This window comes from Mycobacterium sp. 48b (genome assembly GCF_048282725.1).
Taxonomy (GTDB): Bacteria; Actinomycetota; Actinomycetes; order Mycobacteriales; family Mycobacteriaceae; genus Mycobacterium.
In genome coordinates, this window is the sequence record NZ_JBLVUL010000001.1 from 4,791,059 (window position 1) to 4,806,671 (window position 15,613).

Annotated in this window: 12 protein-coding genes; 5 read left to right on the forward strand and 7 right to left on the reverse strand. The window is 68.1% G+C overall.

The window, feature by feature from the left end:
• Window positions 1–17 precede the first annotated feature (17 nt).
• On the forward strand, window positions 18–167 hold the full coding sequence (locus ACNQR1_RS23360) for a hypothetical protein (RefSeq protein WP_418048068.1): 150 nt from the start codon (window positions 18–20) through the stop codon (window positions 165–167).
• 5 nt (window positions 168–172) lie between these two features.
• The gene (locus ACNQR1_RS23365) at window positions 173–796 is read left to right on the forward strand and encodes a hypothetical protein (protein ID WP_418048069.1); all 624 of its coding nucleotides are present in this window, start codon (window positions 173–175) and stop codon (window positions 794–796) included.
• An 84-nt stretch (window positions 797–880) separates the two neighbouring features.
• Here the strand turns inward: ACNQR1_RS23365 and ACNQR1_RS23370 are convergent, their stop codons facing one another.
• From ACNQR1_RS23370 to yajC, 6 genes are all read right to left on the reverse strand, one after another.
• Window positions 881–3,232, reverse strand: coding sequence for a RelA/SpoT family protein (locus ACNQR1_RS23370; protein ID WP_418048070.1), 2,352 nt, complete (start codon window positions 3,230–3,232; stop codon window positions 881–883).
• 40 nt (window positions 3,233–3,272) lie between these two features.
• Window positions 3,273–3,851, reverse strand: coding sequence for an adenine phosphoribosyltransferase (locus tag ACNQR1_RS23375; RefSeq protein WP_418048071.1), 579 nt, complete (start codon window positions 3,849–3,851; stop codon window positions 3,273–3,275).
• Complete coding sequence (locus ACNQR1_RS23380) at window positions 3,806–5,473, reverse strand: ABC transporter substrate-binding protein (protein ID WP_418048072.1); 1,668 nt, start codon at window positions 5,471–5,473, stop codon at window positions 3,806–3,808. Before ACNQR1_RS23380 ends, ACNQR1_RS23375 begins: the two co-directional genes overlap by 46 nt.
• 5 nt (window positions 5,474–5,478) lie before the next feature.
• Window positions 5,479–6,759, reverse strand: a complete 1,281-nt coding sequence (gene secF / locus ACNQR1_RS23385) for a protein translocase subunit SecF (protein ID WP_418048073.1) — start codon at window positions 6,757–6,759, stop codon at window positions 5,479–5,481.
• A 4-nt stretch (window positions 6,760–6,763) separates the two neighbouring features.
• Entirely contained in the window at window positions 6,764–8,608 is a 1,845-nt protein-coding gene (gene secD / locus ACNQR1_RS23390) for a protein translocase subunit SecD (RefSeq protein WP_418048074.1), read from the reverse strand.
• 72 nt (window positions 8,609–8,680) lie between these two features.
• On the reverse strand, window positions 8,681–9,034 hold the full coding sequence (gene yajC / locus ACNQR1_RS23395; RefSeq protein WP_418048075.1) for a preprotein translocase subunit YajC: 354 nt from the start codon (window positions 9,032–9,034) through the stop codon (window positions 8,681–8,683).
• A 160-nt stretch (window positions 9,035–9,194) separates the two neighbouring features.
• Between yajC and gabT the strand changes: the two genes are divergently transcribed.
• Entirely contained in the window at window positions 9,195–10,535 is a 1,341-nt protein-coding gene (gene gabT / locus ACNQR1_RS23400; RefSeq protein ID WP_418048076.1) for a 4-aminobutyrate--2-oxoglutarate transaminase, read from the forward strand.
• 4 nt (window positions 10,536–10,539) lie between these two features.
• Here the strand turns inward: gabT and ACNQR1_RS23405 are convergent, their stop codons facing one another.
• Entirely contained in the window at window positions 10,540–11,160 is a 621-nt protein-coding gene (locus tag ACNQR1_RS23405) for a hypothetical protein (protein WP_418048077.1), read from the reverse strand.
• Window positions 11,161–11,227: 67 nt separating this feature from the next.
• Between ACNQR1_RS23405 and ACNQR1_RS23410 the strand changes: the two genes are divergently transcribed.
• Both ACNQR1_RS23410 and car read left to right on the forward strand, forming a co-directional pair.
• Window positions 11,228–11,863, forward strand: coding sequence for a maleylpyruvate isomerase N-terminal domain-containing protein (locus ACNQR1_RS23410; protein ID WP_418048078.1), 636 nt, complete (start codon window positions 11,228–11,230; stop codon window positions 11,861–11,863).
• A 171-nt stretch (window positions 11,864–12,034) separates the two neighbouring features.
• Window positions 12,035–15,523, forward strand: a complete 3,489-nt coding sequence (gene car / locus ACNQR1_RS23415) for a carboxylic acid reductase (protein WP_418048079.1) — start codon at window positions 12,035–12,037, stop codon at window positions 15,521–15,523.
• Window positions 15,524–15,613: the final 90 nt, after the last annotated feature.

The following is a 15,613-nucleotide window of genomic DNA, read 5'->3' on the forward strand; positions in this document are numbered from 1 at the left end:
CAAAGTGAGGATCCGTGATGTCGAAAGCCGTGATCAGCCCGTCTACGGGCCTGGAAGACCCCGAGAAGGTCACCGTCGCCTATCTGGTCGCCGGGGCCGAGCTGCAGGGCACCATCCCGATGTGGCAGTGGATCGGCGACGACCCCGCCACCACGTTCAGCTACTGACGATCATGCTGAATCTCGCTTCTCCCCTGTCGAATCTGCCCGAACGGTGTGGGCAGGCACCGTGGCCCGGGCATGAATACGTCAAAGGCTGGGGTGTTTTCGGCCTGCCTTTCGACAGCGGGCACGTGCTGGCCCTCAGGGTGTTCCCGGAGAACGACTTCGGGCCGTATCGCACGGTGTGGCACCGTGATCCGGCCGGCCGCTGGTCGATCTTCGTGCACGGCGACCGCCTCGACACGGCGTGCCCGCGCTATTACGGACCGGCGTGTACCTACACCGGCTTCGACGAGATCACCCTCGACTGGACCGGGCCCGCGTCGCTGCGCGTGACGGTGGCCGACGCCGCGCTGGACTGGACACTGACCGCCACGGCGGGCCCGGTGCTGCGCGCCCTGAACGCGGTCAGCCGGCGCCTGCCGCTGAGCACCTGGCGGCCGCGGCCGCTGGTGCGTGCACGCGAGATGCTGGCCGCCGGGCTGGGCATGGGCCAGGTGCGGATGACGGGCGTCATGCCGAGCGGCCACGTGGGAACCCTTATGCCCCAGCAGATGTACTTCATCGAGGAGGCGTCGGCCACCCTGGGCGGGGTCGATCTGGCCGGCCGGCTCGGCTGGGCACCAACCCGGTGATCGGTGGCGTGCCCCTGCCCGCGCGCGGTGTGCTGGCCATCGGGCAGGCGATGTGGCAGGTCGCGGTGCCGGATCGGTTGGGCGTCAGGCCGCCGACGTGACGCGGTAGACGTCGTACACGCCTTCCACGTTGCGCACCACGCTCAGCAGATGGCCGAGATGCTTCGGATCGCCCATCTCGAAGGTGAACCGGCTGATGGCCACCCTGTCATTGGAGGTCGTCACCGACGCCGAGAGGATGTTGACCTTCTCATCGGCCAGCACCCGCGTCACGTCCGAGAGCAGCCGATGCCGGTCCAGTGCCTCGACCTGGATGGCCACCAGGAACACCGACGACGGTGACGGCGCCCAGTTCACCTCGATGATGCGTTCCGACTGTTGTTGCAGGGAAGCCGCATTCGTGCAGTCGGTGCGGTGCACGCTGACCCCACCACCGCGGGTCACGAAGCCCATGATGGTGTCGCCGGGCACCGGGGTGCAGCACTTGGCCAGCTTGGTCAGGGTTCCGGGCGCTCCCGGTACCGCGACCCCGGTGTCGTCGGTGCTGCGCTGACGCACCGGCATGGTCAGCGGGGTGGACCGCTCGGCGAGTTCGTCCTCGGCCGCATCGTCGCCGCCGAACTGGGCGAGCAGACGCTGCACGACATGGCGTGCCGACACGTGGCCCTCACCGACCGCGGTGTAGAGCGCCGAGACGTCGGTGTAGCGCAACTCGCGCGCCAGCGCGCCCATCGAATCGGCGTTGATCAAGCGCTGCAACGGAAGTCCACCACGACGGACCTCCCGTGCGATCGCGTCCTTGCCCGATTCCAGGGCCTCTTCGCGGCGCTCCTTGGCGAACCACTGCCGGATCTTGGCCTTGGCCCGCGGCGACACCACGAAGGTCTGCCAGTCACGCGACGGCCCGGCGTTGGGAGCCTTCGAGGTGAACACCTCGACGACCTCACCGTTCTCCAGCTTGCGCTCCAGAGCGACCAGCCTGCCGTTGACCCGGGCGCCGATACAGCGGTGCCCCACCTCGGTGTGCACCGCGTAGGCGAAGTCGACCGGGGTCGAGCCGGTCGGCAGGTTGATCACGTCACCCTTCGGCGTGAACACGAAAATCTCTTGTACCGCAAGGTCATAACGCAACGACTCGAGGAACTCGCCGGGGTCGGCGGCCTCCCGCTGCCAGTCCAGCAGCTGGCGCATCCAGGCCATGTCGTCGATCTCGGTGGCGGCGTGGCTCTGCGGAACCCCGTTGCGGCCCTTGGCCTCCTTGTAGCGCCAGTGCGCCGCGATGCCGTATTCGGCGGTGCGGTGCATGTCGCGGGTGCGGATCTGCACCTCCAGGGGCTTGCCCTCCGGGCCGACGACCGTGGTGTGCAGCGACTGGTAGACGCCGTAGCGCGGCTGGGCGATGTAGTCCTTGAACCGGCCCGCCATCGGTTGCCACAGCGAGTGCACGACGCCGACGGCCGCGTAGCAGTCGCGGATCTCGTCGCACAGAATCCGCACCCCGACCAGGTCGTGGATGTCGTCGAAGTCGCGCCCCTTGACGATCATCTTCTGGTAGATCGACCAGTAATGCTTGGGTCTACCCTCGACGACCGCGTTGATCTTCATCGCACTCAGCGCCACGCCGATCTCGGCCCGCACCTTGGCCAGGTAGGTGTCGCGTGACGGCGCCCGGTCGGCGACCAGTCGCACGATCTCCTCGTACTTCTTCGGGTGCAGGATCGCGAACGAAAGATCTTCCAGCTCCCACTTGACCGTCGCCATACCGAGCCGGTGCGCCAGCGGCGCAATCACTTCCAGCGTCTCGCGGGCCTTGCGGGCCTGCTTCTCGGGCGGCAGGAACCGCATGGTGCGCATATTGTGCAGCCGGTCGGCCACCTTGATGACCAATACCCGCGGGTCGCGGGCCATGGCGATGATCATCTTGCGGATCGTCTCGCCCTCGGCGGCCGAGCCCAGGACGACCTTGTCCAGCTTGGTCACCCCGTCGACCAGGTGACCCACCTCGGCCCCGAATTCGGCGGTCAACGCCTCCAGGGTGTACCCGGTGTCCTCGACGGTGTCGTGCAGCAGCGCGGCCACCAGCGTGGTGGTGTCCATCCCGAGCTCGGCCAGGATGTTGGCCACCGCCAGCGGATGGGTGATGTACGGATCGCCGGACTTGCGGAGCTGGTCGGCGTGCCGCTGCTCGGCGACGTCGTAGGCGCGCTGCAGCAACTGCAGGTCGGCCTTCGGATAGATCTCCCGGTGTACCGCGACCAGCGGCTCCAGCACCGGGTTGACCGCACTGCGCTGCGCGGTCATCCGGCGGGCCAACCGGGCCCGGACGCGGCGCGAGGCGCTGGTCTTGGTGGCGTCGGGTCCCGTGGCGCCCGGCAGCGTCGGGGGCGACTTCACCGTCTGGCCCGTACCCGCGTCCGTAACCGGTTCGCTGGCCATCGTCACCTCCCGCTCTTCATCCAGATTTCGAGGATATCCCTCACACCGTGTGCAGGCTGCTGACCCTCAGCGGTGCCACCACATCGCGGCCGCCCAGGGCGGTCAGTTCCAGCACCACGGCCGCGCTCAGCACGTTGGCACCGCCGGCCTCCAGCAGCTGTGTCGCCGCGGCCAGGGTCCCGCCGGTGGCCAGGACATCGTCGATGATCACAACGTTGAGCCCGGCGATATCAATCCCGTCGGCCGGGATCTCCAGCGTCGCGCTGCCGTATTCGAGCTGATAGGTGACGCTGTGCACCGGCGGCGGCAGTTTTCCGCCCTTGCGTACCGCCAGTACGCCGGTGCCGAGCCGGGTCGCGACCGCGGCGCCCAGCAGGAATCCCCGCGCGTCCAGGCCGGCGACCAGGTCGGCACCAGCCGCGGTGGCGGCCAGTGCATCGGTCACCGCGCCGAGGCCCTCGGCATCGGCCAGCAACGGGGTCAGGTCCTTGAACTGCACTCCGGGCTCGGGAAAGTCGGGAACCTCCCGGATCAGTTTCCTGACCAGCTCCGAGATCCCGGCGACGTCGCCGCTCACGTGGACAGCTTCCAACGGTCCATGTTCCAGCCTGCGCCCCATCGGGTCGGATTGCTGCTCACGGCGTACATCTTGGTCGAAGTCAGGACGGTCCGCTGCTGGCGGTACAGCGGCAGGGTCGGCATGTCGTTCCACAGGATCGGCGCGCCCTCCCCTGCCAGCCGGGCGAGTTCCTTCGGATCGGACGTGACGGCCTGGGCATCGATGATGCCGTCCACCCGCTCGTTGGCGTAGCCGGGCACGTTGTTGCCGTTGCCGGAGTGGAATGCGTAGGCGTCGATGGCCGACGAACCCGAGGAGCCGCTGCCCGCGGCCCCGCCCGTGCCTGCCAGCAATCCATCGAACTCGTTGTTCCGCAATGCCACCGGCCCGGCCGTGGCCGATCCGGCGTCCTGGACGGTGATGCCCGCCGCGGCGCACGATTTCGCGATCGCGCCGACCGTGGCCGCCAGCCGCGCGTTCGGCGTCTGATAGCCGATGCGCACGGTCAGGGGCTTGTTGTTGAGGGCGGCACGGGCCGCGTCAGGGTTGGCCACCCCGAACTGCGCTGCCTCCCCGACGTTTTCGGCCGCACTGAAGGCGTCGTCGGCGACCGGGCTGAGCCGGGAGTTGATGATCGGCGTCGCGGCGTTCCGGGCGATCACGTCCCGCGGGGTGCACAGCGCGACTGCCCGCCGCGCCGGTGTGGCGGCCAGCGGACCGCCCGGCGCGAAGATCAGCTGCTCGATGCCTGCCGACGGGGTCTCCGTGCTGACGTAGTCGTCGGGCAGGTTGAGCAGGCCCGAGGATCCGGACTCGATGTCCACCACGTCGAAGGACCCCTCGTTGACCCGCTCCTGGATGTCGGCCCCGCGGGGCCACACCTCGATCCGGTTGGTGATCGCCGGGGTGCCCCACCACTTGTCGTTGGCGACCAGGACCACCACCCCGTCCTTGGACACCGAGTCGATCCGGTACGGGCCCGAGGACGGGAACTTCTTGAGGTCGAGGTCGGGTTTGAGATCCCAGACGGTGTTCCACGCCTTGGCGATGCGGTCGATGGTCGGCTGGTCGCCGTTCTGCAGCGCAGTCGCCACCCCGCCGTCGTCGAGGCCGAGCTCGTCGGCGATGACGTGCGCGGGCATCAGCGAGGTGGCCGCGAACAGGTGCCCGTAGTCGAGGAACCCGCGGTCCTGGGCGAACGACACCCGGGCCCGCTTCTGGCCGGGTGCGCAGTCCACCGAGCCGATGTCGCGGTAACCCGCGCGGCTGGCGGCGTCGAACCCGGGGAACCGGCCGGACTGTGCGCCCCACGCCAGCACCAGGTCGTCACAGGTGATCGGCTTGCCGTCGGAGTAGACCGCCTTGTCGCTGATCACGTAGTCGAGCACCAGCGGGGCGCGACCCACGACCGACACCGAGCCGAAGTCGTTGTCGGCGACCACCTGGCCTTCGGGGCCGTGATAGGCGAATCCGGTCAGCGCCCGGGCGAACGCCTGCGGCCCGGCCGACGCCGCCCCGGCCACCGTATTGGTGTTGTAGGTGGTCAGCGTGCCGTCGACGGCGTAGGCGATCTCGTCGGCCGAACTGCCCGCACACGCCGCCAGGCCCATCGCGGTGACCACGGACAGCGTGGCCGCTGTCACCGCTGTCCGTGCGCGGGCGATGGTCCGCCACTGAACCATGCGGTTTACCGCCGGGTGTTCCGCTTGCCCGACGGACGTCCGGTCCGCGGACGCGCCCCCGGCGCCGGCTTGGCCGGTGCGGGCTCGGCGGCAACCGCTGCCGACACCGTCTCGGCAGCGGACTCGGTGACTTCGGCGTCAGAGGCGTCGGCTGTGTCCTTGGTGGCCGCCGAGGCCTTGCCGCCCTTCTCCCGCCGATTGAGCACCCGCTTGGTGTGTTTGCGCACCAGTTCTGTGCGCTCGCGCAGCGTCACCAGCAGCGGCGTCGCGAAATAGATCGACGAGTAGGTACCGACGATGACGCCGACCAGCTGGACCAGTGCCAGGTCCATCAGGGTCCCGACGCCCAGCAGCCACACCGCGATCACCATCAGCGCCACGATCGGCAACACCGAGATGAGGCTGGTGTTGATCGAACGCATGAAGGTCTGGTTCACGGCGAGGTTGGCCTGCTCGGCGAACGTTCGGCGAGTGGTGTGCTCGAACCCGTGGGTGTTCTCCTCGACCTTGTCGAACACGATCACCGTGTCATACAGCGAGAAGCCCAGGATCGTCAGCAAACCGATGACGGTGGCCGGGGTGACCTCGAACCCGACCAGCGAGTAGACGCCTGCCGTCACGACGAGGTCGAAGACCAGGGTGGCCATCGCCGCCATCGCCATGTAGCGCTCATAGCGCCAGGCGATGTAGATCGAGGCCAGCACCACGAACACCACCAGCGCGATCAACGCCTTCTGGGTGATCTGGCCACCCCAGGTCTCGGACACCGCCGAGTCGCTGATCACCTGCTTGCTGGGCTGCCCGTCGCTGCCCTTGGGGTGGAACGCGTCGAACAGCGCGGTGCGCAGCTTCTCGGTCTCGTCGTTGGACAACGTCTCCGAACGGATCTGCACCGTCGCCGAGGCGCCGCTGCCGACCAGCACGACCGACTCGGGCGCCCGGTTCAGGGTCTTGTTGAAGACGTCCTCGACCTGCTGGACCGAGACGATGCCTTCGGAACCGGCCGAGGGCATGGACACCTTCGTGCCGCCCTCGAAGTCGATTCCGAAGGTGAACCCGCGCAACACCATGCTGGCGACGCAGATCGCGACGATGATTCCGCTGACCGCGTACCAGAGCTTGCGGCGTCCGATCACCTCGAAGGCGCCGGTACCGGTGTAGAGCCGGACGAAGAATCCGTGCTTCGGCAGTGCCGCAGCGCTGGATTCGATGCTCGGCTTCTCCACCGAGGTGTCCTTGACGTCCTCGGCGGTCGTGTCGTCAGCTGTGTTCTTTGCTGCTGCCATGTGCTTATCCCCGTCCCGCGGTCGCATGCGAAGCCTCCCGGCGTTCCCGCGCGATCTGTTGCACCGCGCCGAGACCGTTGAGGGCAGGTTTTGCCATCGTCGGGGACTTCGAGGCCAGGTACACCAGCGGCCAGGTCACCAGGAACACCACCACGATGTCCAGGATGGTGGTCAATCCCAGGGTGAACGCGAAGCCCTTGACCTGGCCGATCGCCAGGAAGTAGAGCACCGCGGCGGCCAGGAAGGTCACGGCGTTGCCGGACACGATCGTCTTGCGGGCGCGTGCCCAGCCTCGGGGCACCGCCGACCGGAAGGACCGGCCTTCACGGATCTCGTCCTTTATTCGTTCGAAGAACACCACGAAGGAGTCCGCCGTCGTGCCGATACCGATGATCAGACCGGCGATACCGGCCAGGTCCAGCGTGTAGCCGATGTATCTGCCGAGCAACACCAGGATCGCGAAGACCATCGCGCCGGCAGCGACCAGCGACAGCGCCACCAGCAGGCCGAGCACGCGGTAATACAGCAGCGAGTACAGCAGCACCGCGGCCAGGCCGACCGCACCCGCGATCAGGCCGGCGCGCATCGAGGACAGGCCCAGGGTCGCCGAAACCGTCTCGGCCTCCGACGATTCGAACGACAGCGGCAGCGAGCCGTACTTGAGCACGTTGGCCAGTTCCTTGGCCGAGTCCGAAGTGAACTGGCCGGTGATCTGGGTGTTGCCGCCGGGGATGGCCTCCCGGATCTCGGGGGCGCTGACCACCTGTGAGTCGAGGGTGAACGCCGTCTGCGTGCCGACGTTCGCCGCGGTGAAGTCGGCCCAGGTCTTGGCTCCCCCGCTCTTGAAGGTCACGTCGACGACGTACTGGCCCTGCTGCTGGTTCAGGCCGGAGGTGGCGTCGGCGATCTCCTCGCCGCTCATGATCGACTTGCTCAGCAGGTAGACGGTCTGGCCGTCCTGCGAGCAGGTGATCAGCGGCAGGTTCGGGTCGTCGTTGCCGGCCAGCACATCTTCGTCACCGCAACGGGTGGCCTGGTACTGCAGCGCCAGGATCTGGATCGACGGGTTGGTGCTCTGCCGTAGTTCCTTCTCGTCGGAGATGCGTTGGGCCAGTGCGGCCTTGGCGTCACCGGGCTTGGGCGGTGCCGGCGCGGGGGCCGGGGCAGGTGCCGGGCCGGGCTGACCCGGGGCGGGGGCCGGAGTCGGTTCGCCGGGAGTCGGCGCGGGATCCAGCGGGTAGGGCCGCGGCTGGGGCGCCGGGACGGGCTCACCGGCGGGCGGAGCGGGCTGCTCCCCGGCCGGGGGTGCCATGGGTGCCTCGCCCGGGGCGCCAGGGGTCAGACCCGGAATCGCGCCGGGAAGCCCGGGCACAGCGCCCGGTGCCCCCGGAGCCACGGGTACTCCGGGCGCCGCAGGGGCCCCCGGAGCGCCTGCGCCCGGCTGCTGGCCCTGCTGGGCCGGCGGCTTGGCGGGCATCGCGTGCACGACGGGCCGGATGTACAGACGCGCGGTCTGGCCCAGGTTGCGGGCCTCGCTGCCGTCGTTACCCGGAACTGTGATCACCAGGTTGTCGCCGTCGATGACGACCTCCGAGCCCGAGACGCCGAGACCGTCGACGCGGGCACTGATGATTTGTTGGGCCTGGTTGAGAGCCTCTCTGGTCGGCGTCGAGCCGTCCGGGGTGCGCGCTGTCAGCGTCACCCGGGTACCGCCCTGCAGGTCAATGCCGAGTTTGGGCTTGGCCTGCTTGTCGCCGGTGAGGAACACCAGCAGATAAACGCCGATCAGAAGGACCAGGAAAAGTGTCAGGTAGCGCGCAGGATGCACCGGCGCCGAAGACGATGCCACGTTTCTAGGGTCTCCTCGAGATCAGTTCGTCAGCACCGCAAAGGGTACGTGCTTGTCCTGGGTGCTCTGCGGTCAGTCTTTCTTGAGGCCGTCGGTGTCGGTGACACCGGTGCTCTCGGTCAGTTCGGTCGCCGCCGCCGGGACGTCGGTGCCGGCCTCGTCGTCGGTGTCTTCCTCGATGCGGTCGCGGACGGCGAGCTTCATCCAGGTGGTGACGACGCCGGGGGCGATCTCCAGGTCGACGTTGTCGTCGGTGATACCGGTGATCGTGCCCTGCAGGCCCGAGGTGGTGTGCACGCGATCGCCGATCTGCAGCGAGTTGTGCAGGTCGATGGTGGCCTGCATGGCCTTGCGCTGACGACGCGACGCGAAGAACATAAACGCGCCCATGACGATCAGCAGGGGCAGGAAGATGACGAGATCCATGTCAGTTATGTCTTTCGTGTTGTGTCAGATGTCAGGGCGACCGAGGCCACGATACCGCCGCCGACCCGGACCACCCCATTCGCCGCCGACTGGCGGGCCACGCGACTAGGCTCAGTACGCGTTCTTTCCGATGCCGCCCTTCCCTGTCGAGGAGGCAGTGTTGAGTCATCCCGAGCAGAGTCGCCATCTGGCCACCACCATCCCCGGCCCCAGATCTGAGGCGTTGATCGGCCGAAAAACGGCTGCGGTCGCCCGGGGCGTGGGCAACACGATGCCCGTGTACGCCGCGCGTGCCGGTGGCGGCATCGTCGAAGACGTCGACGGCAACCGGCTCATCGACCTGGGCTCGGGCATTGCTGTCACCACCATCGGCAACTCGTCGCCGCGGGTGGTCGAGGCGGTGGCCGCGCAGGCCGGCGAGTTCACCCACACGTGTTTCATGGTGACGCCGTACGAGCAGTACGTCGCGGTCTGCGAGCACCTCAACCGGCTGACGCCGGTCCGCGGTGAGAAGCGTTCGGCGCTGTTCAACTCGGGGTCCGAGGCGGTGGAGAACGCGGTCAAGATCGCGCGTTCCCACACCCACAAGTCCGCCGTCGTCGCCTTCGACCACGCCTATCACGGGCGCACCAACCTCACGATGGCGCTGACCGCGAAGTCCATGCCGTACAAGCACGGGTTCGGCCCGTTCGCCCCCGAGATCTACCGGGCGCCGCTGTCCTACCCCTTCCGCGATGCCGAGTTCGGCAAGGAGCTGGCCACCGACGGCGCGCTCGCGGCCAGGCGGGCCATCGACGTGATGGAGAAGCAGGTCGGCGCGGACAACCTGGCTGCGGTCATCATCGAACCCATCCAGGGTGAGGGCGGGTTCATCGTCCCGGCCGACGGCTTCCTGCCTGCGCTGCTGGGGTGGTGCCGCGACAACAATGTGGTGTTCATCGCCGACGAAGTGCAGACCGGGTTCGCCCGGACGGGCGCGATGTTCGCTTGTGAGCACGAGGGCATCGATCCCGACCTCATCGTCACCGCCAAGGGCATCGCCGACGGCCTGCCGCTGTCCGCGGTGACCGGACGCGCCGAGATCATGGACTCGCCGCACGTGTCCGGACTCGGCGGTACCTACGGCGGCAATCCGATCGCGTGTGCGGCGGCCCTGGCCACGATCGAGACGATCGAGGCCGACGGTCTGGTAGCCCGTGCCCAGCACATCGAACTGCTGATGAAGGACCGGCTGGGCCGGTTGCAGGCCGAGGACGACCGCATCGGCGACGTGCGCGGCCGCGGCGCGATGATCGCCGTCGAGCTGGTCAAGGCCGGCACCACCACCCCCGACGCGGAACTCACCAAGGCGCTGTGCGCCGGCGCCCATGCGGCGGGGGTGATCGTGCTGTCCTGCGGCACCTACGGAAATGTGCTGCGCTTCCTGCCGCCGTTGACGATCAGCGACGAACTGCTCGTCGAGGGACTCGACGTGCTGGAGCTGATCCTGCGCGACCTCTGACGCGTCAATGCGCGTGGGTGTGGCGACGGCCGAACAGCCCGCCCCAGTGCCGGCGCTCGCGCGCAGGCACGTCGTCTGCCGCACGGGAGTCGGCAACCGCGACGCGTTCGGCCGACGTCGCCGTGGCGACGGGGCGTTGCGCGTATTCGACGTCACGCACACTGCTGACCGACAGTCGGCCGACTGCCATGGCCCCCAGCAACACGATCAGCGCGCCGAGCCCGGAGAAGTACGCCAACTCCAGCGACACCCGCTTGGCGTCGGTCACCGCGATCGGCATTCCGGCGTCGCCGAGGCCCAACGGCCCGGCGAGCGCGCGGCCGATCACGAACCACGCTCCGCCCAGAACTGCCAGCCATGCGCCGAAATGGGCCGTGGCCCGGTTACCCGAAACCAGCAGGAGCAGGCCGCCCAGCGCCGTGACAGCCCCCGGAAGCACCTCCAACCAGCCGCGCGCCGACGTCCACACCCAGGCTTGGTCCGGGGTGAAGGCGAAGTCGAAGTACGGCCCGATGAACGGGATCAGCGCACCCCAGATTCCCAGTAGAACCAGCAAAAGGCCGCTGGCCGCACCGCGGCTGCGCCGCATGCGTAGCCGACCACCGCGGGTATCGAATTCGGTCATGATGCCTCCTTTGACACCCCGGTGGGTACCCCAAACTCAGTGGCAGTAACGCTCCTACCCTGAGGGGATGCGTCTCGTCGGGAATGTCCTGCGCGATGAGTTGGCCGCCGCCTGGGAACGATGGGGGCACCGGTGCGCCGGCCTCACCGAGGCGCAGTGGCGGACCCCCACCCGATGTGGGGCCTGGGACGTGCAATCGCTGGTTGCCCACGTGTGCCCGGAGGCCACGACGTTCGAGGAGCTGGCCAAGGCCCGGGCGGACGGCCCACCCGCGGTGACGGACGCCGCCGAGATGCTGCGCATCTTCAACCAGCCAGGCGGCGTCGCCCGCACCACGGCGGACCGGATCGCCGAACACGCCGTGCACGAGGCTTCGGCGTTGCGACCTGCGGCGGCCGCGGCACGCTTCGTCGATGCGGCGGACCGGCTGCGCCGCATGCCGGAGATGGACCGTGCCGGCGAGACGGTGATCAGCTACCCGGTGATCGGCAGCGCCACGCTCGGCGTGGTCGCCGAGGTCGCGTTGCTGGAGGCAACCGTGCATCTGCTCGATCTGGCCGATGCCGTGGGCGGCGTCGCGCCATCGGATCGCGCCCTGGCCGCCGCACGCGACCTGCTCGTCGCGGTACCCGATCCCACGGCGGTGGTGGAGGTCCTCGCCGGGCGAACTCCCCCGCAATCGGTGATTCCGGCAATCCGCTGACGCCGGTTAGCAGGCTTTATCCGGGTTGGACGCCCGATCGGTCAGACTCACAGCACATTGACAGCCGAGAAGCTGGTTTTCCGGAAATAAGTTTAGTTTCACTAACGTAGTAGTTCGATAGCGCAACGTCGCGCAGGTGATTATTTCAGCTATCTGTAAAGAGGGTTTTTGATGTCGTTTGATACTCGTGATGAGCAACTGGCGAGCCGTATCGCCGATCTGACTGCCACCGATCCACAGTTCGCCGCCGCGATCCCCAGCGACACCGTCACCGCCGCCGTCGACGTCCCCGGCCTCCTCCTTCCCGAAATTGTCGAGACCGTCCTGCAGGGCTATTCCGAGCGGCCCGCGCTCGGAGAGCGCGCCCTCGAATTCGTCGCCGACCCGGCCACCGGGCGGACCACCGCGCGCCTGCTGCCCCGCTTCGACACCATCAGCTACGGCCAGCTCGCCGACCGGGTCCGCGCCCTCGCCGCGGCATTGCACGCCTCCGGCGTCGCAGCCGGCGACCGGGTCGCCATCCTCGGATTCACCAGCGCCGACTACACCGTGATCGACACCGCACTGGGCCAGATCGGCGCGGTCTCTGTCCCCCTGCAGACCAGCTCCTCGGCCGAGTCGCTGGCACCGATCGTGACCGAGACCGAGCCGCGGGTGATCGCGGCGAGTGTCGACCACCTCGCCGATGCCGTCGAGCTGGCGCTCACCGCCCACGCTCCGGCCCAGGTGCTCGTCTTCGATCACCACGCCGAGATCGATGACCACCGCGACGCGGTGGCATCGGCCACCGAGCGTCTCGCCGCAGGGACCAACGCCGAGGTGCACACCCTGGCCGACCTGCTGGCCCGCGGCGGCGAGCTGCCGACACCCCCGGCACCCGAGACCGACGGCACCGACCCGCTGGCGTTGCTGATCTACACCTCCGGCAGCACCGGCGCCCCCAAGGGTGCGATGTACCTGCAGGGTTCGGTCGCCAAGTTCTGGCGGCGCAACAGCAAGGCCTGGCTCGGGCCGGTCAGCTCAGCCATCAACCTGAGCTTCATGCCGATGAGCCACGTGATGGGCCGCGGCATCCTGTACGCGTCACTCGCGGCCGGTGGCACCTGCTACTTCGCGGCCCGCAGCGACCTGTCCACGCTGTTGGAGGACCTCGCCCTGACGCGGCCCACCGAACTGAATTTCGTTCCGCGCGTGTGGGAGATGATCCACAGCGAGTTCCAGAGCCGGGTCGATCACCGCCTGGCCGACGGCGAACAGGACCGGGATGCGGTCGAGGCCGAGGTGCTCGCCGAGGTGCGGGACAAGGTCCTCGGCGGCCGGTTCGTCGCGGCGATGACCGGCTCGGCACCCATCTCGGCCGAGCTCAAGGCCTGGACCGAAGACATGCTCGGAATTCACCTGCTTGAGGGTTACGGCTCGACCGAGGCCGGTATGGCGCTGTTCGACGGTGTGGCCCAGCGCCCGCCGGTGATCGACTACAAGCTGGTCGACGTCCCGGATCTGGGTTACTTCAGCACCGATCAGCCGTATCCGCGCGGCGAGTTGTTGCTCAAGACCGAGAACCTGTTCCCCGGCTACTACAAGCGTCCCGAGGTCACGGCTTCGGTGTTCGACGAGGACGGCTTCTACCGGACCGGCGACGTCGTCGCGGAGATCGGCCCGGACCAGCTCCGCTATGTCGACCGGCGCAACAATGTGCTCAAGCTCGCCCAGGGCGAGTTCGTCACGTTGGCCAAACTGGAGGCAGTGTTCGGCAACAGCCCACTGGTGCAACAGATCTACGTCTACGGCAACAGCGCGCAGCCTTACCTGCTGGCCGTCGTGGTGCCCACCGACGCCAGTGTCTCCAAAGAGGCGATCAGCGAATCCCTGCAGGAGGTCGCCAGGGAAGCCGACCTGCAGTCCTACGAGATCCCCCGCGATTTCATCGTGGAGACAACACCTTTCACGCTGGAGAACAGCCTGCTGACCGGCATCCGCAAGCTGGCATGGCCGAAGCTGAAGGCGCACTACGGCGAGCGGCTGGAACAGCTCTACACCGATCTGGCCGAGACGCAGGCCGGCGAGCTTCGGGCGTTGCGCTCCCTGAGTGCCGACGCTCCGGTGCTCGATACCGTGAGCCGGGCCGCCGGTGCGCTGCTCGGCGCTGCGGCATCGGACCTGGGGCCCGATGCCCACTTCACCGATCTCGGCGGAGATTCGTTGTCGGCGTTGACCTTCGGCAATCTGCTGCGGGAGATCTTCGATGTGGACGTGCCGGTCGGCGTGATCGTCAGCCCGGCCAACGACCTGGCCGCCATCGCCGGCTACATCGAGACGCAGCGCAGCGGCTCCAAGCGCCCGACCTACGCGTCGGTGCACGGACGGCATGCCGCCGAGGTCAGTGCCGCCGACCTGACGCTGGACAAGTTCCTCGACGCGGACACCCTGGCCGACGCACCCAACCTGCCCAAGGCGAACAGCGAGGTGCGCACCGTGCTGCTCACCGGCGCCACCGGCTTCCTCGGCCGCTACCTGGCCCTGGAATGGCTCGAGCGGATGGACCTGGTCGACGGCAAGGTCATCGCCCTGGTTCGCGCGAAGAGCGACGCCGAGGCCCGCGCCCGGTTGGACGCCACCTTCGACAGCGGCGACGCGAAACTCCTTGCGCACTACCAGGATCTGGCCGCCGACCACCTCGAAGTCATCGCCGGCGACAAGGGCGAGGAGAACCTCGGCCTGGACCAGCAGACCTGGCAGCGACTGGCCGACGACGTCGACCTGATCGTCGACCCGGCCGCACTGGTCAACCACGTGCTGCCCTACAGCGAGTTGTTCGGGCCCAACGCCCTCGGTACCGCCGAGCTGATCAAGATCGCGCTCACCACGAAGATCAAGCCGTACACCTACGTGTCGACCATCGGCGTGGGCGACCAGATCGAGCCAGGGAAGTTCGTCGAGAACGTCGACGTCCGGGAGATGAGCGCGGTCCGCAAGATCAACGACGGCTACGCCAACGGCTACGGCAACAGCAAGTGGGCCGGCGAGGTCCTGCTGCGTGAGGCCAACGATCTGTGTGGGCTGCCCGTGGCGGTGTTCCGCTGCGACATGATCCTGGCCGACACGACGTACTCGGGTCAGCTGAACCTGCCCGACATGTTCACCCGCATGATGTTCAGCCTCGTCGCCAGCGGTATCGCACCGGGCTCGTTCTACGAGCTCGACGCCGACGGCAAGCGCCAGCGCTCGCACTACGACGGCCTGCCGGTGGAGTTCATCGCCGAGTCGATCTCGACGCTGGGCGGGCAATCCGTGGAGAGCTTCGAGACCTACCACGTGATGAACCCCTACGACGACGGCCTCGGCATGGACGAGTTCACCGACTGGCTGATCGAGGCCGGCTACCCGATCGAGCGCATCGCCGACTACGGGCAGTGGATCCAGCGTTTCGAGAGCACCCTGCGCGCCCTGCCGGACAGGCAGCGCCAGGCCTCACTGCTGCCGCTGCTGCACAACTACCAGCAGCCGGAGCGGCCGATGCTGGGTGCGCTGGCGCCGACCGACCACTTCCGGGCCGCCGTGCAGGAAGCCAAGATCGGGCCCGACAAGGACATCCCCCACGTCAGCCCGGCGGTGATCGTCAAGTACATCACCGACCTGCAGCAGCTGGGCCTCCTGTAAGAACCCCGTGCGCTCGTCCCACACCGGCGTGGGGCGAGCGCACGTTCGTTCGGGGGGTGACGCATCTCGCACCGCCGGAGCTGGCATCTC